The sequence below is a fragment of the Brucella grignonensis genome (assembly GCF_002252505.1).
GTDB classification, from domain to species: domain Bacteria; phylum Pseudomonadota; class Alphaproteobacteria; order Rhizobiales; family Rhizobiaceae; genus Brucella; species Brucella grignonensis.
On the sequence record NZ_NNRL01000147.1, the window covers coordinates 38,138 to 59,581 of the forward strand.

The window sequence follows — 21,444 nt, forward strand, 5'->3', positions numbered from 1 at the left end:
TGAGGTACTCCCTATAGCCAATGGCTTTGGATCAGGCGGCAATAGCCAGACGTTCGCCTGCGAGGCTTTCGATGGCAGCTAATCTTTGCTCATGTGAAACTGCGGGGAACTCGAGCACAAACTCTGTCACCCCATATTGCTCGTGCAGCTCATCGAGCTTCTGCTTCACCTGCTTGGCCGAGCCTACGAGCACATTTGGATGCTTTTCTTCAACCCGGTAATCAGTCTCTCCAGCCTGCCGCGCAAACTCGGCCGCGGCCTCCTGTGTGCCAACCGAAACTGATTGTCCGGAGGCGAGATGAACCTTGAAGATTTTGATTTTCGAGACCGCGGCATCAACCGCGTCTTGGCTCTCGGCAACGACCGCACCAAGCGCCAGAACGGGCACTTTTCCAGTCACATTGCGATAGGCGTCGAAGGTCTTCTGCAGATTGGCAGTATCGCCATTCAAATGACCGGCATAGACAAAATCCCAGCCGGAATGTGCGGCGAGCAACGCGCTCTCCGGGCTTGCGCCAAGCACAAATTTTTCCGCAGACACCTGTGGTTTCGGGGTTGCGGCCAGTCCTTCAAACGGACCCGATGCGATCTTGTCACCGCCAAGAAATGCGCTGAGCTGTTCAAGCTTGCTGTTGAAATCGAGCCGCTTTTCGCTGCTTGTTTCCTGCTGCAAGGCCTTGGTTGATAATGGAAGCCCGCCCGGAGCCTTGCCGACACCGAGATCAACGCGCCCGCGCCCAAGGGCCGCCAGAAGGTTGAAGTTTTCGGCAACTTTGTAAGGGCTGTAATGCTGAAGCATCACGCCGCCAGAACCAATTCTGATCCGCTTTGTCGATGCCAGAAGATAAGAAACAAGCACCTCAGGCGAAGGCCCGGCCAGTTCATCCGCGTGATGATGTTCCGCGACCCAGAACCGCTTGTAGCCCGCCTGTTCGGCAGCCTGAGCATAAGACACGGTATTGGCAAGAGCGGTTTCCGCGCCCCCTGTTTGCGCCACAGGGCTCTTGTCGAGAAGACTTAACTGATAGGGCATTGGCACATCCACTTTCGCTGAGCATCAGAATTTCGAGGCGGAGCCTTCTGTGCAGCGCGCACGAGCACGGATCAGCCGAACATAGTTTCTCGGCTTCGCAACAAAATCTCAAAGATCAGGCGACTGAAATATGCAGTGTTGAGGCAAATTTATTCTGTGTGGGCGGAATATGTTGAAATGGGCAGCTTGGTGACTGCTCCTCCACCAGTCTTGATAAAAAATGATAGATAGATTCTCGCAGCGGCTAAAATGAACTGCCGCTGCGATCCATTCTCGTGTCGATTTCAGAGATAACGGCGTGGGTTGGCTGCCAGATAGAAAGTATTGATCAGCGTGTTGATGTCGAACACCGGTAAACCGGATTCAGCAGCCACATAGGACGAAAACGGGCACATATTTGTGCATTCAAACAGAATAGCGCCCGGATTTTCACAGCTTGCCATGAACTCCCGCGTCATTTCCAGCATCTCTTCCTTCAGCACTTCCGTGTCAAGATAATCGCGGCCTTCAATATAGGTCTGCGGAAATTCAGCATTCTGCTTCATCCCCTGCACCTGCACGGGAATGACCTCAGATGACCAGCCAACGCCTTTGAAATGTGCATCATTCATATGATGCGCGCGCTCGGTAAAAACGCCGATGACTTTGCCAGGAGCCAGCATTGCATGAATGATCGGTGCCTGCATCAAGGATGAAGTAAAGACCGGAATGTTGACCGCTGCCGCGATATCCTTTTGAAACGGCCCAAGAAAGCCGCAACTCGTGGTAATGGCGCGAACGCCTTCCGCTTCCAGCTCGCGCGCGGCTTCGATAAAAGGCTCAATCAGCTTGGGATCAGGATTATTGCCCATAATGCGTGTGGCATGAGCACCTTTCACCGTCTTGTAACGCACAGGAAAATCATAGGACAGGGCATTGCCAATATCGCCAGCCGGACGAGGAAAAATCGTATCCAGCATCAGTACGCCGATCTGCTGGCCATAATTGGTGTAGCCACCTTTGAGCATCATAGTTTCAGTCCTTCGAGTTCGGGATAATCAAAGCATTTCCAGCAAAAGTGCGAAGCGGTTTTGCGTAAGGATAATGCGTAAAAACAAAAAGATAGAGCAGTTCCAACTGTTCAATATTAACTGGAACCGCTCTAACAGCCGAAGCGCGCTGGCGAGAAGACGCGAGCGCTTTCGGAAGGTAAGTTGTTGATTTCATCGAGCACCATATCGGCGGTTTTGGGGGCTGCAGCGATCCCGATATGACCGTGACCGAAGGCGGCAACGATCCCCTGATGGTGCGTGAGTTTGCCTATCACCGGAACGCCATCTGCAGGCGATGGCCGGTGCCCCATCCAGAGTTTGAGATTCTGCAGATCCTGCTTTGCCAGGTCGGGATAGCTCGCCAGCGCGTGTTTCAGCAGCACTTCTGAACGTCGCCAATCCGGGGCTTTCTCCACAGTTGCCAATTCAACCTGGCCGGATAGACGCAAACCCATATTGGTCGGCGTATTTCCCATTCGCCCGGTGCTCGGCATGATCGGGATATCGAAAGGAAGCTCATTCATCGGCAAGGTTACATGATAGCCGCGCTCGCTTTGCATGGGCACATGCATGCCGAGATCCTGCATGATACGCCCGGAATGGATGCCTGCTGCCAGCACAATATGGTCGGCGGCAATACTCTCATCATTATCGAGCACAACACGCGGTGAAACACCGGTGAGAACTCTCACGACATTTCTTCGGATGAAGCGAACACCGGCTTTTTCAGCTTGCGCTGCGATACCCGCAACATAACCTCCGGTATCAAGGCAATGCGCACCTTCCGTCACATGAATGGCAAAACGATAGTTACTCCCAAGAGCAGGAATACGTTCGCGCAGCTCCGTCTCCTGCCATTCGTCGAACAGAATGCCGTTATCACGACGCAGCTGCCAGCTAAGCGCTTCAGCTTCAAAGGCTGCACGATCAGGATAAGCGTAAAGCAGGCCTTTCTGCACGATGAGATGTTCCTGCCCGGTCTTGCTGGCCAGCTCAAGGTGGCGTTTCGGTCCATCATGAAGCAACCAGTTGAGCTTGGCCGCAGTTTTCGTCACGCGCGATTTGGTTGCACCCGCAAGCAAAAACCGCATCAACCATGGCGTCAGTCTTGGAACCGATTTCCAATCAAGGGTCAGCGGCCCATTGCGATCAAGCAGAAAGCCCGGCACCTGCCGCCATAGTCCCGGCATACTCATTGGAATGATCGAAGCTGGGCTGATCCAGCCACCATTCCCGTAGCTTGCACTTTGCTCGCCGCCCGGTTCTGCGCCGTCGCACAGCGTTACTTTCAGACCAGCCTCTGCGAGCCGCAAAGCGGTGGTGGAGCCGATAATGCCAGCCCCGACGACAATAACATTGCCTGTCATGACATTTATCCGTTCTGCGCGCGCATTTATGCGAGACCGCCATGGAAATGACTCAGAAACTCTCGGGTTGCAGCTTCGCGCGGCTCATTGATCACCTGACGAGCATCGCCGGTTTCAACGACGTAACCGTCCTGCATAAAGATGACTTTGTCAGCGACATCGCGCGCGAAAGCCATTTCATGGGTCACAAGGATCATCGTCATGCCCTGCTCGGCCAATTGCCGAATGACCGCCAGAACTTCGCCGACCAGCGCCGGATCGAGTGCCGATGTCGCTTCATCAAACAACATCACGTCAGGACGCATTGCGAGTGCTCTCGCAATCGCCACACGCTGTTTCTGACCGCCGGAAAGCTGCTCAGGTCTGGCATCGGCACGAGCTGCAAGCCCAACCTTCTCCAGCAGTTCCATAGCCAGTTGACGCGCTGCCCTTTTGTCCTGCTTGAGAACAGTGACCGGCCCGATCATCACGTTATCGAGGACACTCATATGCGGAAACAGGTTGAAGTTCTGGAACACCATCCCGGTATTGGCGCGGAATGCCGCGAGATATTTGTCTTTAAGCGACACGTTCCCGGACGAGAAATCTATCTTCTGCTCACCAATTGCGATGTACCCCCCATCGGGCAGCGAAAGCAGATTGAGACTGCGCAACAGCGTTGATTTGCCGGAGCCGCTTGGCCCGATAAGCGCTACCACCTGTCCGCGCTCGACAGTGAGGCTGATATTGCGCAGCACCTCGATGTCGCCGAAAGACTTTTTCAGCCCACGCACTTCAATCATCGGTTCAGCACTCATGGCTTATCTCCACAATGACGGTTCGCTCAATACGGTTCATCATTTCAGCCTGCCCTCCAGCCCATGGGCGAGCCGCGTCAGAGGGAAGAGAACGACGAGATAAAGCACTGCAATCAGGGTGTAGGTTTCAAGCGGGCGATAGGTTGCCGAGGTGACAAGCTGGCCCTGATAAAGAAGGTCAGGCACAGCAAGAACCGATAAAAGCGATGTGTTTTTCAGCTGAAGCACGGACTGGTTGACCAATGGCGGCACCATGCGGCGCAGTGCTTGCGGCAATATGATCTTGCCCATAAGCTGGCCGCGGCGCATACCGATTGCACGTCCTGCATCCCACTGCCCCGCATCAATGGAAACGATGCCACCACGGATGATTTCTGCATAAAAGGCCGCACCATAGAAGGTAAGCGTAATGAAAGCCGCCATGGCTGGCGAAATTTCAAATCCGATCAGCATCGGGAGTGCGTAGTAGCACCAGACCAGCTGTACCAGCACCGGCGTACAGCGAAATATCTCAACGACCGTCATGATGGGGACGGTTATGATCTTGTTGCCTGAAAGCCTGCCGAGAGCAAAAACCGTTCCAACGAATATGCCCGAGAGTACGGTTATAATCGTGAAACCGACGGTGTAGGCCAGGCCCTGAAGGAATAAACCCCGATACTGCCAGAGGCCGGAAAAGTCCCATTGATAGTCCATTAATTCACTCTTTCTGACATCCCGGTAAAGGCGCGGGAAGACGTTGAGCTGAACAGCCAATGTCCAAGCGACAGAACATCGAACACAGGCAAGCCGCATGTTTTTGCAACGGCTTGAGCGAATGGCGGCATGTTCGTGCACTCAAGAACAACGGCACCGAGATCAGGTTCGCGCGACTTCAGTTCTTGCGCCGCATGTGTGATTTCCGCTTCAAGCGCAGCGTGGTCATAAGTTCCACCGCCTTCAATCAGTTCACGAAAGGCCCCACCGTCTGGCATGCCAATCCGTGGCGTCCTGACGTCGGCACCACAAGCAGCAAAGATCGCATCATCGAGGCTCGCTTCATCATAGGTGATCACACCCACTTTGCGTTGCGGTCCGATCAGTGTGCTTACCATCGACAACTGAAGCAGGCTGGAAGTGGCAATCGGCACCGAAAGCTTTGCACTCAGCGCGCTTTGGTGACGGGCCATGAAACCGCAAGACGTCACCAACGCGCTACAGCCTTCAGCGATCAAGGCTTCACCCGCAATGACGAAGTCTTCGATCAACCCGGCGCCACCCTGACGAATGATCTTATCAGGCGATGCTCCTGTTACCTTTTTGAAACGCACTGGCGTCTCCCAGGATGCCGGATTACCGACATCTCCAGGCGGACGCGGAAAGCCGGTGTCAAGCATGATGACACCGAGTGACCTTTGCTGATGCTGCATGATGGTGGACGCGTCAGAACTTCAGAGTCGGCGGCAGGTCAGATGGCTGGACGCCGACAAGCGAAAGGCTGCTGACGATCCATTCGTTGACCTTGCCCTCCTCGCGACGCTTTTTAAGCCAAACATCAACGTAGTCGCGGAATTCGCCCTTTTCGTCTTTGCGCACACCAATCGTCGTTGGCTGGCTATCCAGCGGCTCCGGAACAAAAACCTTAAATTTGCTGCCAAGCTTGTGCGCCGTTACCACAGACATCAGCGCAACCTGCACAATCGCATCGGCCCGGCCAGACTGTAGTGCGATAACTGTTTCATCCGCACCTTTGAGCGCAACGAGCGTACAATTAGGCAATGTCTTGCGGGCGAAGAGATCCTGTGTTGATCCGAGATCAACCGTGACGCGGATTTCCGGCTTGTTCAATTCTTCCCAATTTTTGACCTCGCGGTCTTTGTTGGTGATGACGGTGAAGACGTTATCCATCATGGCTTCGGTGAAATCGACGGATTTCGCGCGCTCAGGATTGTTGCTGAGGGCAAACATGATGTCGATTTTGCCACCCTGAAGGTCCATGACGGAATTACCCCAGGTTGTTTCGACCATTTCCAGCGGCACACCAATATACTCTGCAAGATCCTTACCCATGGAAACACAGAAACCATCCCATTCGCCAGTGGCGAGATTTTTCTGATAGTAGGGAGCGGTGCCGTTGAATACACCTATGCGTAGAGCGCCCCGGTCCTTGATGGATTTCAGTGTCGCACCTTCCTCGACAGCCCACGAAAAGCCGGGGGCAAGCACGACCGCCGCGCCACCCAAAAGCGTTGTCTGGATAAACTTACGTCTATTCATTGTTGTTTCCCTCTTTTTGAATCGAGCATTCCATTGAGCATTATTGGGCACTTGAATGCGCCAGGCTGCTTTCTCTATTAAACTTATTGGAAAGTACCACCGAGTAACTGACGTTCTCGATCCCTTCGATTTGTGCCAGCTCCTCGATGAGTGCTTCCAGATCTTCGAGAAATCCGACATGAACCCGACACAATATATTGGCTGGGCCACTGATGGCATCAGCGGTCAGGATTTCCGGATAAGCGCGCAAGGCTGCAAACAGGCGCTGCACAATACGTTGCGAGGCCGTGATGAACAAATAGGCCGAAATGCTGTTGTCATCCTTCCCCCTGCGGACGATAGCCCGATATCCCAATATGACGCCGCGACGCTCCAGACGGCCTATCCGCTCCTGAACACTTGATCGGGCAAGACCCACGCGCCGCGCCAACTCACTCGCCGGGAGACGCGCATTTTCTTCCAGGATACTGACCAGATTTCGGTCGATACTATCACCGTAGTCCATCGTGTTCCCTTATGTTTATTTTTAATGAGAATGCGGCGCTTTCTCATCAAATAAAAGCATTGAAAATTGGATTATGCATGACTTAAACTCATGATGAAATTCTGAGGTTACCCAATGCGCCGCTTTCTTCCATCCCTTTCGGCTCTGCACGCTTTCGATGCTTCGGTACGCTATCTGAGCTTCACGCGCGCATCGGAAAATCTTGGGATGACCCAAAGCGGAGTGAGCCGCCAGATACAAAATCTTGAATCTTTTCTCGGGCTTAAACTGTTTGAACGCGCTGGACCGCGACTGGTTCTGACCGAAGAAGGGCAGAACTATTATGAGGAAGTTTCGCGCATTCTGGCAAAGCTTGAAGAAGTGTCGATGGATGCAGTGCGCGGGTATAAAACGCAAAGCCTGCTCAAAGTCGGCTTGCCGCCGACACTGATGCGGAAATGGGCGCCGGGTATTATCAGCACCTTTGCGAGATCTCATCCGCAGATTTGGTTTGAGGTGTTTCCCTGCTCACATGATCTTGACTGGGGGAAATCCGATCTCGATCTTGCCGTACTGCGCGGCATCGGCAACTGGGCCAATGTGCGTAGCCATCTACTGTTCCCTGAAGAGCTTGTCGTGATCGGATCGCCTGACATCGTGCCCGAAAACGGACTGTCCGGAGATGTCGAATTGCTCGATTTCCCACTGATCCAGAACTCAAACAGGCCCAGCCTGTGGCTGCATTGGCTGCGCGGCGCGGGTATCCATTACAACAAGCGTATCTTTGGTCCGCGTCTGCCAACGCATGACGTTATTATCGAATGTGCTGTTGCAGGTATGGGGCTCGCCATCGCGCCCAGAATTTTTGTGCAGGAAGAATTGCGGTCAGGAAAACTCAAACTGGCACTTGAGCGCGTGCAGACATCTGGCGAGAGCTATTTTCTTTGCTCAGCGCAGGCGCGGCAGGGTTCAAAAAATGTCCGCTTGTTCCGCGATTGGTTTATCACTGAAGCAAAACGCCACAGACATTCTCTGCCGGTGGCGTCGTAAATAATGGCAGTCAAAAACGGCTCAGACGTATGAGCGTTCAACCGGTTTCAGATTAAGCGGGTCTTCACCGCGCTTTAAAAGCCATGAATAGACCGGCGGTACACGGTCAGCGATCGATTCAACATGAATATCGACAAAGCAAGGGCCATCCTTCCACGCGAAAGCTTCCGCCAAGGCTATATCAACCTCATCGGCGGTTTTTGCCGTCCATGCTTTCAGGCCATAAGCTTCGGCAATGGCTTGCCCCTTTGGCGCAAGAAAATCGACGCCAAAACATTGATTGTGCCCCTTCAATCTGTGCAAACCTTTGATCCAGCCAAATGTCGCATTGTTGAACAGGATAAGGATCGCCGGCACCTGCAAGCGCACCAGCGTTTCAAGCTCGCCCACCGTCATGCCGAAAGAACCATCACCGAACAGTCCGATGGGACGCTTGTCTGGATCGGCACGCCATGCACCCACCGTAGCTGGAAGTGCTGATCCAAGACCACCAAAAGCACGCGGAATGGCAAACCGTGTTTCCTGATCGTTGATCTTGAGAAAGCGTGTCATATAGGGCGTCGGTGTACCTGCATCAGAATAAATCAGGGCTGGCTGTCCCGATTGACTCAATGCATCATTGAAGGAACGCACAACCCGTTCAGGACGCAAAGGCACACGCTCATCATTCAAAGCTTCCTCAGCATGTTCCCAGAATATGCGCCTGCGAGCATTCAATTCCTCGATCCAGCTATCATGCTTTTTCGGTTCAATCGTCAGCTCGATCTGCAGTAATTCTTCAAGAACAAGCAATGCATCGCCCTGAATGGAGAGCAAATTCTCATAGTTGTTGGCCATGATCTCGGGCGAAATATCGATCTGTGCAAGGCGCCGATTGAGTGTGATCTTGGGAAAGGTCCAGCCAATCGTCACGACAGAGCCGATGCGTGATCCGACAAAAAGGGTAAAATCAGAATGTTCCAATGCCCAATTGGCATGGGGATGATAACCATTGTCGCCGATCACCCCGATGGCCAGACGATGATCATCATCAATCGCGCCCTGCCCCGTCATCGTTGTGCACATGGGAATGTTGTATTTCTCGGCCAAGCTCGAAATCTGATCCCCCGCTCTGGCACGATTGACACCGCCACCAGCAACAATCAAAGGTCGTTCCGCCTTTGCAATCAGTTCAAGCAGTTCATGCAGCTTCTGTTTTGGCGGCAATGTCGGAAAAGCCGGGAAGGTTTTGCATTCTTCTTCGATGTGCAGTGAAATGCGTGCGGGATCAACCTCAGCGAGAAGCATATCCTCGGGGATCTGGAGATGCACCGCACCCGGTTTACCGGAACAAGCGACGCGAAACGCGCGACGGATGATTTCTGGCAGTTTCTCGGCAGATTTTACCTGAACGGATAGCTTTGTTACAGGCTCGAACAATTTGGCGCAATCAAGCTCGGTGAGAACACCGCGCCCTTCTCCCGGCAAAGGAATATCAATGGTCAGAAGAATGACAGGTATCGATGATCCATTGGATTCAGCGACAGGTGGCAGCGAATACATAGCACCCGCACCTGACGGACACTCGAAAACACCAGGCTTATTGGAAAAACGGCCATAGGCATCCGCCATATAACCGGCAGAGCGTTCATCACGCGCCATGATATGGCGGATTTCGCCTTCGCGCTGCTGCAGGGCTTCATAGAGAGGCACGTTGGTATCGCCCGGCACCCCGAAGATTGTCTCCACGCCATAGCCAATCAACATTTGGACCAAAATATCTGCGCCGCGCATTCTTTACTCCTTTGGAATCGTGTTGGCGCAGCTTAGGAGCAATTAACTGCGGGCTGGACCGGCGGATCGGTGGCTTTATCGTATAAGCGCCGACGAAACGCAGGCAAGCAACGGCGATACCGCATTTTTACAGCGGTTCCATCGGACGAGTTGGCGTGGCATTTACGAGGTTATATCCCTGCGCCCCGAAGCAGATTGAGCCGCGATTTGCGCTTCTTTGGTGGCTCTGGTTCCTGAAACCGTAGCGAACGGGCCAACGAACTCAACAAGTCCGTCTGCGAAATTAGCCCCTGAACGACGTTGTCCAGATCCGTAACAATAACCGCATGGGAACGGCCATCTGTCAGCAGCGGCACCAGTTTCACAACCGGTTCGTCTTTCTGAGCTGTTATAGCCTCAATCATCAGCGAACTGACCTTTGCCGTAGATTGGCTCAACTCGCGCAACCCCACAGTACCAAGCAGTTTTCCTTGCTCGCCAATCACGGGTAAGGTGCGAATATTGTGCTCAAGTAACAAACGTCGCGCTTCGTCTGCGCTGTCGTGCTCCGCAATGCTGATAACATCGCGCGACATGATATCTTTGGCCGTCACTGTGCCATGGGTGCGGATAAGCGCCTGCAACTCCACCTGCCTCAACAGTCGATCCAGATCGCCCGGATCAATATCAAACGTCTCATCAACTTCCTTCAGCGCCGAGGCGATATCATCGGACGTAAAGCCTACCCGCAAAGGTGCGGGAAGATCGTTGGTCTTGTGGGTATTGGCCGGAGCTGCAACCGGCACATGCGGATATTTTCGCCCAGCCAGTTTGTGAAAGGCGACACCAAGGACGACCAGCAGTACAGAGTTGAGCCCGACAGGTATGAAGGCAAAGTGATAACCCAGGTCGGTCACGCTTGAACCGCCAATAACAGCTGTCAAAGCGGCCGCTCCACCGGGCGGATGCAGGCAACGCGAAAGCGACATGATTGCGATAGCGAGAGCAACGCCAACCCCGATGGCAATCAACGGATTACCTATAAAACGGGCCACTGTGATGCCTACAAGCGCTGAGATCACATTTCCACCAATGACCGACCAAGGTTGCGCCAGTGGACTTGCGGGAACTGCAAATATCAGCACAGCAGAAGCGCCGATTGGTGCCACGATCAAAGGAAGTTCGATCCCCCTGCCCACAATGAGAGCGGTTATCAGACCCGTCAGGCATATGCCGATCAATGCGCCCAGACTGCCGATCAGCCGGTCACGCAAATTGGCACCAGCCAATATGGGCATAAAAAGCCGAAAACCGTTGAACATCATCGGTTCCTATTTCTAACCGTGAGCAAGAATATCTATCGATTCCAGCAATTTCAGTAACGGGAACGAGGAACGATGTCGCGCAGGCTTATATCAAATTGTTCTAGATTACGAGAATACATTTTCGTCGGCGACACAAACCTTGAACCAGCCATCCTGATCAAAGCAAACTCGATCAGTTTGATATTTAGTTGCTCCAAGCTTCGCAAAAACAAACAGATAGCGATAATTTTGAGAACTCGTTAAAGAGCTTCTGCCTGTTTCAAGTATCAAGGACGACTCGCATGAAATCGCGCATCATCACTTCTCAGGGCCGTGTCGCAGATCGTACTCCCGGCGCCATTCCGGGAGCTCTGGCCGTCGCAAAAGCTCTGGCAGCGCGCTACGATCTTTCGATCCAAACTGTTGGCACACCTGCATCTGCTGTCTCCGATGACTGGAGCGAAGCACTGCCGCAAGCTCGTGCAACGCTCAAAGGTCTCGCTGCGGCCGTTTCAGAAGAATTGACTGCTGGACGCCGACCTCTCCTTGCCACCAACACCTGTTCGGCGAGCCTTGCGACGATCCCACAAGCAGCAAGCCAGATAGATGGACTGACTGTTCTTTGGGTCGATGCACATGGTGATTTCAATACGCCTGACACAACAGAGTCTGGTTACATGGGCGGAATGGCGCTTGCTGGCATTTGCGGACTTTGGGACAGCGGACATGGCGGCAATGTAGCGCCGGAAAAGGTCGTGATTTTTGGAGCGCGCGACATTGATCCGGAAGAAATGGAAACGCTTGAGCGCAAGAATGTCACGGTAATCAGGCCCGAGATAGCCAACGCACAGTCGCTTTTGGCGGCAATCGGCACAAGTCCGGTCTGGGTTCACATTGACTGGGATGTTATGGAGCCTGGGCTAATTCCTGCGGCCTACGCAATCGAAGACGGATTGCTCGCACCACAACTGCGTGATGCACTGGCCGCAATTCCGGCCTCTCAAATTGCGGCAATCGAACTTGCAGAATTTGAATTGCCTGAAGACAAGCAGGCAGCTGACCGTGCGCTTGAATTGATCCTTGAAATCACCGCACCGCTTTATGAAAGCATTGGTATTTAATGCAGATTGGAGCACCAGAATTGAACAGGATTCAGCTCTGGTGCTCTTTTTTATGATAGTCAGAAGATGGAAGCAATGCGGGCAGGCTTTGCTGATGACGACATACTGGTCACAACGACCATCTTATCAAATTCGCCGCGTTTGAATGCGTTTAAGAACCGCTTATAGTCCTTGAAGACGACGCAGCCATTTGAATCGCCGGCGCGGCGTAGCATATAGGTGTGGGCCAGCAGCCCATCCCGATTATACGGATTACGTCCATCGGCGGGGAGTAAGCGCACAGCTTCGACGCCATGGAAAAGACTTTCGCGCATACGAAGTTTATAGGTGCTGGGTGGTGTCGCACCCCGCATCTTCTGATCAACATAGCGCGGGTTGTCACGCATGTGGCCCATGCCCGAATGCGCTTCCAGTTTTTCACCGCTCGGCAGATAAACTGTTGCTGCGGAAATATCATAAATCGCCGTCTTGTTGCGGGCTGCCTGACCAAAGAGCCGACCAAAAAGCCCGCGTTGAATATTTTCGGTTTGGCCGCTTGGGGGCGCATAAGCCAGCTGTGTTTTTTCCTGTTTTTCAGGCTTTGCAATTGTTGGCTTATCGATGATGGGCTTCTGGCCAGGAAACGGCACGTCATCAGGCAGGAAACTGTCTGTATCGTTTTCAATTGGCGCGCGAGCTATTTGGGTATCCGGTGCAGCCATCGGAACGGGAACCGCATCGTTGGTTGGCAGCCCAACCTGTAAACGGGCGCTATAATCCTGTGCTGCGGTCTGCGCCGCAACAGAGGCCGAGGCGAATATGGCGGGTGAAACGACATCCTGGGTGGGTGCAGGCTGTGCCACGCGCTCGTCGCGCGGTTCAACCACCTCGGCCGTTGCCATGGGCTGATCTTCTATAACCGATTCAGGACCAACATCTGCAATGATAGGTGCATCCGCAAGTGCCTTGTTGCGCCGCCAGTCAAGATTGGAATATGGCGCGTCGGCAGTATAGGCTTCGATGAAGCGTTGGCGGATAACGTGACCCATGCCGATTTTTTGATCCACAACGGCCAATTGATGTGGTGTCACCGTCGGAAGACGGCGCATGACAGGCGCTAAAGGCACAAAGGCTGGCAGCACGGCTTCCACAGTACCCAAGGCAGTCATAAGGCAGCTTCCCGCCAGAAGGCCCGCGCCCAAAAGACCTGCAACACGCAAAATACCTTTAAATACAAAAGGGTTGGGGATTTTAATCCCACGCGGCAAAGCGAAATCATACGTTTCTGTGACGAACGCCATACTACTCGTCCTGAATAATAATTGGTTTTCTCGCTGTCGCTTTGCATGAAAGTTCGGCGGAAAAGCGAAGCAATCATGGCGAAAGTGCTAACTTGAAAGTCACACCAAGCATGGAGAATTATGGTAACTAAATTCTTTACAATCGCTCGGCGGTAGCAAAGAAAGTATGGCTGCCACTCTCAGACCGGCTCTCTATGCCGTGAGCAAATAATCGACATGGGTGGTGTTTTGAAACTCGAAACCCTCGACCGCCACGCGGTTACGTCCGCGACGTTTCACTCCGAGAAGGGCAATATCTGCGCGTTCTGCAGCATCCCAAATGCTCTCATGCTCGCGCATGAGCGCCACGCCAAAACTACTGGTAAGTTTGCGCCCATTCGGCAGCATTGAGAAACTATAGCGTGCCACATGATTGCATAGACGGTTGGCAAAGACTTCACATTGTTGCGCGCTGCCTTCCACAATCAGGATGAACTCCTCTCCGCCAACGCGGCCAACAATTGCGCCATCTTCGGCCATTGAACGAAGGATAGACGAGAACTCTACCAACACCTGATCACCGATAGAGTGTCCAAATTCGTCGTTGATCGCTTTGAAATGATCGATATCTGCGATGATGACAGCGCGTCTGCTCGTATCCGAGGCAGTGAATTTCCGTCTAGCTGTCCGTTCCAATCCACGGCGATTAAGGACACCTGTCAGTGGATCTGAGTCCCGTTCCCCCTGCAATTCGTTGATCACGTCAGCAGTCGCAACGACCAGGATCATGAGACCGAGCAAGACCCCGATAAAAGAGACAGAAATCGTAACAAGGACCCAATATTGGGAATTGATCAGTTGTTCGCTGCTTTTGACACCGTCAAGCATATTGAAGGTCAGTACGCTTCGGAGATAAAAATGCATCGCAAATATCACAAGAACACTGTGCAATGTCCGTTCGATCCAATTGCCGTCAGCTAGTTTCCCGGACTTTATACAGAGAACAGCAATCATTGTTCCAAGCCCGAAGTTTGAAGCAATCGCCATATATTTGTAAGCAATGCCAGCTTGCGCGAGATAAGCAATTATCGCCAATGTCAGCACGCTGATCGACGCCCCGGCAAACGGGAAAAACGGCTGGCCAAGACGAGTCATGACAGCTTCACAGAAAAAAAGTCCGGCCAGAAGATAGAGGGCAGTTGCAGCAAATACCGCCCCGTTCAGGCTCGGAAAAGGGTGCAAAACCTGAATCAACAAACCAGCCGCAAAGGTTGCGAAACCCAGTCCGAATAACAGTATATGTCTGCGTTTTGTGTCGAGCACCCATACGCCCGTCATCGTCGTCGCAAACAACATAATCAAGAGAGGCGGAACAAATTTCACAACAGATGATACCGTTAAATTAAAAATTCATCAAAATCGAAATTGAGCACCCTTAAAACGACAATAAATAATTTAAATCAAGTGGACTTACAGTATTAATAGCTGGGATTTTTATATAATTACATTATTATAAAATAATGATTTACTAATAATTCTCTACAATCAACAAGATCGCAGCGGCGATAGAACCGTTTGAATTTTAAAGACCGATATTTATCCCCAGATACTGATTTCACAAAATCACCAGTACAAGGTGATGAAAGCCAAAAATGCCTACATTACCTGTTACTAAATTTATTGAGGGCTTGGTGGCGAGGTTCTGAAGTGCCATTTTATCACTACGCACAGCCCCAGCGGAGAAGACATATGCGCCATCAGTTCGACCTTTTTGCTCCTCCAGCAGTGGACGGAGATAAACGGGCAGAACTGCGCCCTGCCCGCGCCAAGCCCGGCAAGACGACCGGCATCGATGAAGCGGAAATGGTGCAGCGCCTAAAAGACAGCGGACGTTACCGCATCCTGCAGCGGCTTGATCCACCACCGACAGTACCGGATGCCGACCGGATCGCCTTTCCGCGACTGGGTGTCGTCGTCGACACGGAAACGACCGGCCTCAATCCCGCGCAGGAAGAAATCATCGAGATCGGTGCGGTTGCTTTCCGCTATGCGGATGACGGCTCCATTGGTGATGTCTGCGCCACGTTCGGTGCGCTGCAGCAGCCATCCAAGCCAATACCCGCTGACATTACCCGCATCACCGGCATTACCGACGACATGGTGAAGGGCCAGACGATCCCGCGCGAGAAGCTGGATGCGCTCATCGCCGAAGCCGACATCATTATCGCGCATAATGCCGGTTTTGACCGCCCATTTCTCGAGCGTTTCTCAATCGCTTTCGCCAACAAGCCTTGGGCCTGTTCGGTCAAGGAGATCGACTGGACCGCACGCGGTTTTGAAGGCACCAAGCTTGGCTACCTGATCGGCCAAAGCGGCTATTTCCATAATGGCCACCGGGCCGAAGATGACTGTCAGGCCCTGCTCGCGGTACTGAAAGAACAGTCTGGCGACACCACGCCCTTTGCCGAATTGCTGAAAGCAAGTCAGCGCGCGCGTATGCGCATCTATGCAGAGAACAGCCCGTTCGAAATGAAAGACCACCTGAAGGCGCGCGGCTATCGCTGGTCGGATGGCACGGATGGACGTCCGAAATCATGGTGGACGGAAATCGGCGAAGAGGAACTCGAAGCCGAGCTCGAATATCTGCGCACCGAGATTTATGGATGGCGCGACGCCGATCCGCTGATCCAGAAGCTCACCGCCATGGACCGTTACAAGGAACGTGCGCCGCTTCGCCCGAAGAAATAAAAAGGCGGTTTGAAATCGCCTTTTTCTCGCAACGCGAGTGATTCCGTCTATGGGTAGCCGAAAATGGTGGCACTCGAGAACTGGAGCGGAGTGTACTTAACGTACATGAGCACCGGAAGCGTAGAGCGAGGCCATTTGCAGGTAGCCAGAGGCGGAATCTAGAGAACTGGCCAGGAGCGCTGCGCTGGCCGCATCTCTTCATATGCCTTGGCGAGGCGCAACACACCCAGATCATCAAAACGCTGGCCGAAAATCTGCAGGCCGATGGGCAGTCCTGTCGACGTATAACCGCAATTGATTGAAATCGCAGGTTGCTCGGACATATTCATTGCCACGGTGAAAGCGATATGCTCGAACGGACGCTGGGGATCGTTGACCGGCGATGCCCATTCCGCCGGATAGGTCGCCATTGGCGAGGTAGGCGAAATGATGAAGTCGAAGCCCTTGGAAGCTGCAAGTGCTGCATTGCGCATGGCATCAATCTGGGCGAAACCCATATAAACTTCTTCGCCTGACAGGCCTTCGGCGGTTTCGGTCCACTGATAGATATAAGGCAGGATTTTCGCACGGTTTTCCGGCGTCATCTTTTTGATGTCCGACCATGACCGTGCACGCCAGAAACGATCCAGACCGTCGATCATGGTGCGATTGAGGAACGGTGCAACCGGCTCGATGATCGCACCAGCATCGGCGAAAAGTTTCGCAGCGGCTTCCACGGCAGCTTTCGTTTCTTCGCCAACTTCTTCGCCAAAACCGGCGTCCAACCAAAGGCCGATCTTCAAACTCTTGACGTCGATATCGAGGTTCATCCAGTCGATATCCTGCGGGGGCAGGCTCATGCCGTCGCGGCGATCCGGTCTCGACAGAACCGACATATAAAGCGCGCTATCGGCAACTGTGCGGGTCATCGGCCCGGCAACGCGACCGAGAAACGCCGGATCGATCGGGATACGCCCGAAGGACGGCTTCAGACCGACGAGACCGCACCAGCCCGCAGGCAGGCGAATGGAGCCACCAATATCCGTACCGATATGCAACGGCCCGTAACCGGCCGCACCGGCGCTGCCCGCACCGGCGCTCGATCCACCCGGATTGGTGTTCAAATCCCACGGATTGCGCGCGAGCTTGTGGAAGCTCGACAGGCCTGAAGACAACATGCCGAGATCGGGCATGGTCGTCTTGGCGAGCAGCACGCCGCCAGCCTCGCGGGTGCGCGCCGCTGGCGGTGCGTCAGCGACGGCAGGCTTCAGCGGCAGCGCCGCGCAACCAAGCGGAACAGCTGTGCCTTCAGTCGCGATATTTTCCTTGATCGTCAGCGGCACACCATCGATGGGACCGGCAGGTTCACCCTTCCCCCAGCGTGCTTCGGAAGCCTTTGCCGAAACCCGCGCCGCATCCGGATCGTAAGCCCAGAGTGCATTGAGCTTCGGCTCATAGGCTTCGATACGGGTGATGACGGCTTCCGTGACCTCGACCGGCGAAAGCGACTTCGCCTTATAGGCAGACACGAGTTCAACAGCTGACAAATCGGCTAGATTCGACATTGGATATTTCCTCAAATCACTCAGGCAATTTCAGTGTGGAGCTTGGGCGTCGCACGCGCTTGCGGCGACCGGAGAAAGGCTTTGGCACGGCATCAACCAGCGCGCGCGTATAATCATGCCGCGGATTGTCGAAGACCTCATTCGTTGGCCCCTGCTCAACGATATTCCCGCGATAGATGACAGCCACGCGGTCGGTGATGGCGCGCACGACGCCTAAATCGTGGCTGATGAAAAGATAAGACAGGCCAAACTTTTCCTGCAAATCCATCATCAAGTTCAACACCTGCGCCTGAATGGAAACGTCGAGCGCGGAGACCGGCTCGTCGGCGACAATCAGCGCCGGTTTGGTGATCAGGGCGCGCGCAATGGCAATGCGCTGGCGCTGCCCACCGGAAAACTCATGCGGATATTTTTCCGCCGAAGCCTTGGGCAGCCCAACCGCTTCCAGCACTTCCGCAACGCGGTCGTCGCGGTCTTTGGAACTGGTGCCGCTTTCCAGCGACACGATCGGTTCGGAAATGATGCGCTTGACCGTATGGCGCGGATCGAGCGAACCGTAAGGGTCCTGAAAGATCGCCTGAAAGCCTTTGCGCGCTTCACGCAAGCCCGAGCGATCCAGCGCATAAATATCCTGACCGTTGATGAGAATCTGCCCCGATTGCGGGCGTTCCAGCCCCATCACGGCGCGGGCCAGCGTGGACTTCCCGGAACCGCTTTCGCCAACAATGCCAAGACTTTGACCTGCTTCAATCTCGACATTCACACCGTGCAGAACGCGCAACGCGCTCGTTCGTGAAAAGAATGATGCGCGCGGCAATTGATATTCGCGCACCACATCGCGCACCTGCAAAATCATGTTGCTCATAACACCACCTCGCCATCTCGCGGGTGAATACAGGCGGCACGGTGCGCGATGCCGTCATTCTCGGCGATGAAATCCAGCCCAGGTATCGCCTTTCGGCAATCGTCCTGCACGAAGGCACAGCGATCGGCGAAGGTGCAATAGGACGGACGCGCCAGCGGGTCCGGCACCACGCCGGGAATGGCGGCAAGGCGCTGGCGTCCTGTGCCATGGTTGCGCACAAGTGCCGCCCCATGTGGAGAAGCCTGGAACAGCCCCCTTGCATAAGGATGCGCCATGCGATGGAACACCGCTTCCGTGCGCCCGGTTTCGACAATGCGGCCCGCATACATGACCGCAATACGGTCGGTCATTTCTGACACTACGCCAAGATCATGGGTAATGAGCATCAGGGCCGTGCCGGTTTCGTCGATCAGCTCGTCCATGAGATCGAGAATCTGCGCCTGCACAGTCACGTCGAGCGCAGTTGTCGGCTCATCGGCGATCAGCAAATCAGGCTCGCAGGCAATCGCCATGGCGATCATCACGCGCTGGCGTTGCCCGCCGGAAAGCTGGTGCGGGTAAAGATCGAGATTGAAGCGCGGCGCTGGCAACCCCACACGATCAAGCAGCTCTCGCGCCTTGCGTTCGGCATCGGCGCGGCTTTCGCCCAAATGCAGACGGCGGCCTTCGGCAATCTGTGCACCGATAGTTTTTACCGGGTTGAGCGCTGTCATGGGCTCCTGAAAGATCATCGCCATTCGCCGCCCACGCATCCTGCACAGTTCGGCTTCTGGCGTGGCGGCAAGATCCTGTCCGTCGAAACGCAACGTACCGCGCACGCGCATCCGGTCGGGCAGCAGCCCCATGGCGGCAAGGGCGGTAATCGATTTGCCGCTGCCGGACTCACCCACCACGCCAAGGCGTTCACCGCGATTGAGCGTCAGCGTAATATCGGACACGATATCCGCGACCTTGAGGCCAATAGGCAATTCAACGGACATATTGTTCATTTCAAGAAGGGGGGCCGTCATCTCTGCCTCCTGACGCGCGGATCAAGCACATCGCGCAATCCGTCGCCCAGCATATTGAGACCGAGCACGGCGAGCGTGATGGCAAGGCCGGGGAAAATGGCGAGCCATGGCGCGTCGTAGATAAAGGTCTGTGCATCGTTGAGCATCTTGCCCCAGCTCGGCATCGGCGGTTGGGTGCCAAGCCCGACATAGGAAAGGCCCGCCTCGGCAACGATGGCGAGTGCGAACTGGATCGTCGCCTGCACGATCAGCACATGGTTGATATTGGGCAGCACATGCAAAAGCGTGATCGACACATCGCCACGCCCGGCGCAACGTGCTGCCTGCACATATTCGCGCTTCCACAGGCCCAGTGATGCGCCACGCGTGACACGCGCAAACACCGGGATATTGAAAATGCCGATGGCGATCATCGCATTGACGGCGCCGGGCCCGAAAATAGCGGTGATGATGACGGCGGTAAGAAGCGCCGGAAACGCAAAGGCCAGATCGGTCATGCGCATGACGAAGCCGTCCACCATGCCGCCGCGTGCAGCCGCGAAGGCACCAAGCGGAATCCCGATACCGGCACCAACCAGCACGGCAATGATGGAAACGGCGATGGAATTGCGCGCGCCGACCATAATCATGGAAAACACGTCGCGCCCGAAATTATCCGTGCCGAACAGATGGCTGAAACTCGGACCTTGCAACTTGTCCCGGAAGTTCATGGCGGTCGGCGAATAGGGCGTCCAGACATATGAGATGACAGCCATAGCGACGAGGATAACCGTGATCAGTGTACCGACAGCCAGGCTGCGGCTCAGCAGCACTGTTTTGAACACACCCGGTTTCAGAAGAGCTTGCGTTTCACTCATCGGCTGCCTCCCGTCGAAAGGCGCGGGTCGATAAAGCCATAGACGAGATCGACAATGAAATTGACCGCGATCACGGAAGCGGCAAGCAGCGTCACCAGCGACTGCACGGTGACGAGATCGCGCTGCGCGATGGCCTGAAATACCAGCCTTCCAAGGCCGGGCAGATTGAAGACGTTTTCGATGATGATGGTTCCTGCCAGCAGAAAGGAGAATTGCAGGCCGATGATGGTGACAACCGGGATCAGTGCATTTGGCACCGCATGGCGCCAGAGTGCGGCCTTGCGTGTCAGGCCCTTGGCACGCGCAGTCCGCACGAAATCCTCACCCAGCGTTTCAATGACGGCAGATCGGGTTACGCGAGCGAGAATTGCAGCAAGCGGCAAGGCAAGGGCCAGCGCAGGCAGAAAAAGTGAGCGTATCCCTATCCAGAAACCATTCTCCCATCCGGCGAAACCCGAAGCCGGAAACCAGCCGAGCTGTAGCGCAAACAGAAGGATCAAAAGCAGGCCAAGCCAAAAATTCGGGATTGCAACGCCGACCTGCGCCACGCCCATGGAAAGCACATCGCCGGTCTTGCCACGCTTGGACGCCGCATAGACGCCAACCGGAATAGCAACAGCAACGGACAGGATCATGGAAAGCAAAGCCAGCGGCAGCGTGACCATGACGCGAGGTCCGAGCAATTCGCTGATCGGCACGGAGTATGTGTAGCTCGTGCCGAAATCACCTTTCAGAAAACCGCCAATCCACGAAAGATAGCGCCACCAGAGCGGCTGATCGAAGCCGAGCTGCTTGTGAAGGGCTGCCAGCGTTTCAGGCTGCGCATTGATGCCAAGGATCACGGCTGCCGGATCCCCCGGCAGCACCTGCATCAGCAGAAAGACGATGACGGAAGCCGCAAGCGTCGTCAGCAAGAGCGAGACCAACCGCCCGGATATATAAGCCAGCAAAGCGACCTCCTTGAAA

20 protein-coding genes are annotated in these 21,444 nt (G+C 54.4%); 3 read left to right on the forward strand and 17 right to left on the reverse strand.

From position 1 onward, the window contains the following. Positions 1-31: 31 nt before the first annotated feature. The 8 genes from CEV33_RS02485 to CEV33_RS02520 all read right to left on the reverse strand — a co-directional run bounded on the left by CEV33_RS02485 (position 32) and on the right by CEV33_RS02520 (position 6,989). Positions 32-1,033 carry an MsnO8 family LLM class oxidoreductase gene (locus CEV33_RS02485; protein WP_094538883.1) on the reverse strand — a complete coding sequence of 334 codons (1,002 nt, stop codon included), beginning with the start codon at positions 1,031-1,033 and terminating at the stop codon, positions 32-34. A 284-nt stretch (positions 1,034-1,317) separates the two neighbouring features. Beyond that, positions 1,318-2,043 carry an aspartate/glutamate racemase family protein gene (locus CEV33_RS02490; protein ID WP_094538884.1) on the reverse strand — a complete coding sequence of 242 codons (726 nt, stop codon included), beginning with the start codon at positions 2,041-2,043 and terminating at the stop codon, positions 1,318-1,320. A gap of 131 nt (positions 2,044-2,174) precedes the next feature. After that, the gene (locus CEV33_RS02495) at positions 2,175-3,431 is read right to left on the reverse strand and encodes an NAD(P)/FAD-dependent oxidoreductase (RefSeq protein ID WP_094538885.1); all 1,257 of its coding nucleotides are present in this window, start codon (positions 3,429-3,431) and stop codon (positions 2,175-2,177) included. Positions 3,432-3,457: 26 nt separating this feature from the next. Continuing rightward, positions 3,458-4,228 carry an amino acid ABC transporter ATP-binding protein gene (locus tag CEV33_RS02500; protein ID WP_094538886.1) on the reverse strand — a complete coding sequence of 257 codons (771 nt, stop codon included), beginning with the start codon at positions 4,226-4,228 and terminating at the stop codon, positions 3,458-3,460. A gap of 39 nt (positions 4,229-4,267) precedes the next feature. After that, positions 4,268-4,924: an amino acid ABC transporter permease gene (locus CEV33_RS02505; RefSeq protein ID WP_094538887.1), complete on the reverse strand. Its 657-nt coding sequence runs from the start codon at positions 4,922-4,924 to the stop codon at positions 4,268-4,270. Continuing rightward, positions 4,924-5,637, reverse strand: a complete 714-nt coding sequence (locus tag CEV33_RS02510; protein ID WP_094538888.1) for an aspartate/glutamate racemase family protein — start codon at positions 5,635-5,637, stop codon at positions 4,924-4,926. Before CEV33_RS02510 ends, CEV33_RS02505 begins: the two co-directional genes overlap by 1 nt. A gap of 13 nt (positions 5,638-5,650) precedes the next feature. After that, complete coding sequence (locus CEV33_RS02515; protein ID WP_094538889.1) at positions 5,651-6,484, reverse strand: transporter substrate-binding domain-containing protein; 834 nt, start codon at positions 6,482-6,484, stop codon at positions 5,651-5,653. 40 nt (positions 6,485-6,524) lie between these two features. Next, complete coding sequence (locus CEV33_RS02520) at positions 6,525-6,989, reverse strand: Lrp/AsnC family transcriptional regulator (RefSeq protein WP_094538890.1); 465 nt, start codon at positions 6,987-6,989, stop codon at positions 6,525-6,527. Positions 6,990-7,103: 114 nt separating this feature from the next. Between CEV33_RS02520 and CEV33_RS02525 the strand changes: the two genes are divergently transcribed. Continuing rightward, positions 7,104-8,018 (forward strand): LysR substrate-binding domain-containing protein, encoded by a 915-nt coding sequence (locus CEV33_RS02525; protein WP_094538891.1) that lies wholly within the window; start codon positions 7,104-7,106, stop codon positions 8,016-8,018. A gap of 21 nt (positions 8,019-8,039) precedes the next feature. Here the strand turns inward: CEV33_RS02525 and CEV33_RS02530 are convergent, their stop codons facing one another. Both CEV33_RS02530 and CEV33_RS02535 read right to left on the reverse strand, forming a co-directional pair. Then, entirely contained in the window at positions 8,040-9,791 is a 1,752-nt protein-coding gene (locus CEV33_RS02530) for a thiamine pyrophosphate-binding protein (protein ID WP_094538892.1), read from the reverse strand. 170 nt (positions 9,792-9,961) lie between these two features. Beyond that, the gene (locus CEV33_RS02535; RefSeq protein ID WP_094538893.1) at positions 9,962-11,095 is read right to left on the reverse strand and encodes an HPP family protein; all 1,134 of its coding nucleotides are present in this window, start codon (positions 11,093-11,095) and stop codon (positions 9,962-9,964) included. Between the two features lie 281 nt (positions 11,096-11,376). Between CEV33_RS02535 and CEV33_RS02540 the strand changes: the two genes are divergently transcribed. Further along, positions 11,377-12,195: an arginase family protein gene (locus CEV33_RS02540; RefSeq protein WP_094538894.1), complete on the forward strand. Its 819-nt coding sequence runs from the start codon at positions 11,377-11,379 to the stop codon at positions 12,193-12,195. 59 nt (positions 12,196-12,254) lie between these two features. On the opposite strand, the gene CEV33_RS02545 is transcribed toward CEV33_RS02540, so the two are convergent. Further along, complete coding sequence (locus tag CEV33_RS02545) at positions 12,255-13,475, reverse strand: DUF2778 domain-containing protein (RefSeq protein WP_094538895.1); 1,221 nt, start codon at positions 13,473-13,475, stop codon at positions 12,255-12,257. A 192-nt stretch (positions 13,476-13,667) separates the two neighbouring features. Next, the gene (locus CEV33_RS02550) at positions 13,668-14,837 is read right to left on the reverse strand and encodes a GGDEF domain-containing protein (RefSeq protein WP_094538896.1); all 1,170 of its coding nucleotides are present in this window, start codon (positions 14,835-14,837) and stop codon (positions 13,668-13,670) included. Between the two features lie 366 nt (positions 14,838-15,203). Here CEV33_RS02550 and CEV33_RS02555 point away from each other — a divergent pair, with 366 nt between their 5' ends. Continuing rightward, positions 15,204-16,202 carry a 3'-5' exonuclease gene (locus tag CEV33_RS02555; RefSeq protein ID WP_094538897.1) on the forward strand — a complete coding sequence of 333 codons (999 nt, stop codon included), beginning with the start codon at positions 15,204-15,206 and terminating at the stop codon, positions 16,200-16,202. A 158-nt stretch (positions 16,203-16,360) separates the two neighbouring features. Here CEV33_RS02555 and CEV33_RS02560 read toward each other — a convergent pair whose 3' ends face one another. Genes CEV33_RS02560 through CEV33_RS02580 form a run of 5 tightly spaced genes read right to left on the reverse strand, consistent with a single transcriptional unit; the run spans position 16,361 to position 21,428 of the window. Continuing rightward, positions 16,361-17,746 (reverse strand): amidase, encoded by a 1,386-nt coding sequence (locus tag CEV33_RS02560; RefSeq protein WP_094538898.1) that lies wholly within the window; start codon positions 17,744-17,746, stop codon positions 16,361-16,363. Positions 17,747-17,762: 16 nt separating this feature from the next. Next, positions 17,763-18,611, reverse strand: a complete 849-nt coding sequence (locus tag CEV33_RS02565; RefSeq protein ID WP_094538899.1) for an ATP-binding cassette domain-containing protein — start codon at positions 18,609-18,611, stop codon at positions 17,763-17,765. Then, a complete protein-coding gene (locus CEV33_RS02570; protein WP_094538900.1) occupies positions 18,608-19,621 on the reverse strand; it encodes an ABC transporter ATP-binding protein in 1,014 nt (337 codons plus the stop codon). Before CEV33_RS02570 ends, CEV33_RS02565 begins: the two co-directional genes overlap by 4 nt. Further along, the gene (locus CEV33_RS02575) at positions 19,618-20,478 is read right to left on the reverse strand and encodes an ABC transporter permease (protein WP_094538901.1); all 861 of its coding nucleotides are present in this window, start codon (positions 20,476-20,478) and stop codon (positions 19,618-19,620) included. The genes CEV33_RS02570 and CEV33_RS02575 overlap by 4 nt, the downstream gene beginning before the upstream one ends. Next, positions 20,475-21,428 carry an ABC transporter permease gene (locus tag CEV33_RS02580; protein ID WP_094538993.1) on the reverse strand — a complete coding sequence of 318 codons (954 nt, stop codon included), beginning with the start codon at positions 21,426-21,428 and terminating at the stop codon, positions 20,475-20,477. Before CEV33_RS02580 ends, CEV33_RS02575 begins: the two co-directional genes overlap by 4 nt. Between the last annotated feature and the right edge of the window lie 16 nt (positions 21,429-21,444).

Coding starts and splice junctions, on each gene's coding strand:
- CEV33_RS02485 (WP_094538883.1), bottom strand. CDS start 1,033: ATGCCCTATCAGTTAAGTCTTCTCGACAAGAGCCCTGTGGCGCAAACA.
- CEV33_RS02490 (WP_094538884.1), bottom strand. CDS start 2,043: ATGATGCTCAAAGGTGGCTACACCAATTATGGCCAGCAGATCGGCGTA.
- CEV33_RS02495 (WP_094538885.1), bottom strand. CDS start 3,431: ATGACAGGCAATGTTATTGTCGTCGGGGCTGGCATTATCGGCTCCACC.
- CEV33_RS02500 (WP_094538886.1), bottom strand. CDS start 4,228: ATGAGTGCTGAACCGATGATTGAAGTGCGTGGGCTGAAAAAGTCTTTC.
- CEV33_RS02505 (WP_094538887.1), bottom strand. CDS start 4,924: ATGGACTATCAATGGGACTTTTCCGGCCTCTGGCAGTATCGGGGTTTA.
- CEV33_RS02510 (WP_094538888.1), bottom strand. CDS start 5,637: ATGCAGCATCAGCAAAGGTCACTCGGTGTCATCATGCTTGACACCGGC.
- CEV33_RS02515 (WP_094538889.1), bottom strand. CDS start 6,484: ATGAATAGACGTAAGTTTATCCAGACAACGCTTTTGGGTGGCGCGGCG.
- CEV33_RS02520 (WP_094538890.1), bottom strand. CDS start 6,989: ATGGACTACGGTGATAGTATCGACCGAAATCTGGTCAGTATCCTGGAA.
- CEV33_RS02525 (WP_094538891.1), top strand. CDS start 7,104: ATGCGCCGCTTTCTTCCATCCCTTTCGGCTCTGCACGCTTTCGATGCT.
- CEV33_RS02530 (WP_094538892.1), bottom strand. CDS start 9,791: ATGCGCGGCGCAGATATTTTGGTCCAAATGTTGATTGGCTATGGCGTG.
- CEV33_RS02535 (WP_094538893.1), bottom strand. CDS start 11,095: ATGATGTTCAACGGTTTTCGGCTTTTTATGCCCATATTGGCTGGTGCC.
- CEV33_RS02540 (WP_094538894.1), top strand. CDS start 11,377: ATGAAATCGCGCATCATCACTTCTCAGGGCCGTGTCGCAGATCGTACT.
- CEV33_RS02545 (WP_094538895.1), bottom strand. CDS start 13,475: ATGGCGTTCGTCACAGAAACGTATGATTTCGCTTTGCCGCGTGGGATT.
- CEV33_RS02555 (WP_094538897.1), top strand. CDS start 15,204: ATGCGCCATCAGTTCGACCTTTTTGCTCCTCCAGCAGTGGACGGAGAT.
- CEV33_RS02560 (WP_094538898.1), bottom strand. CDS start 17,746: ATGTCGAATCTAGCCGATTTGTCAGCTGTTGAACTCGTGTCTGCCTAT.
- CEV33_RS02565 (WP_094538899.1), bottom strand. CDS start 18,611: ATGAGCAACATGATTTTGCAGGTGCGCGATGTGGTGCGCGAATATCAA.
- CEV33_RS02570 (WP_094538900.1), bottom strand. CDS start 19,621: ATGACGGCCCCCCTTCTTGAAATGAACAATATGTCCGTTGAATTGCCT.
- CEV33_RS02575 (WP_094538901.1), bottom strand. CDS start 20,478: ATGAGTGAAACGCAAGCTCTTCTGAAACCGGGTGTGTTCAAAACAGTG.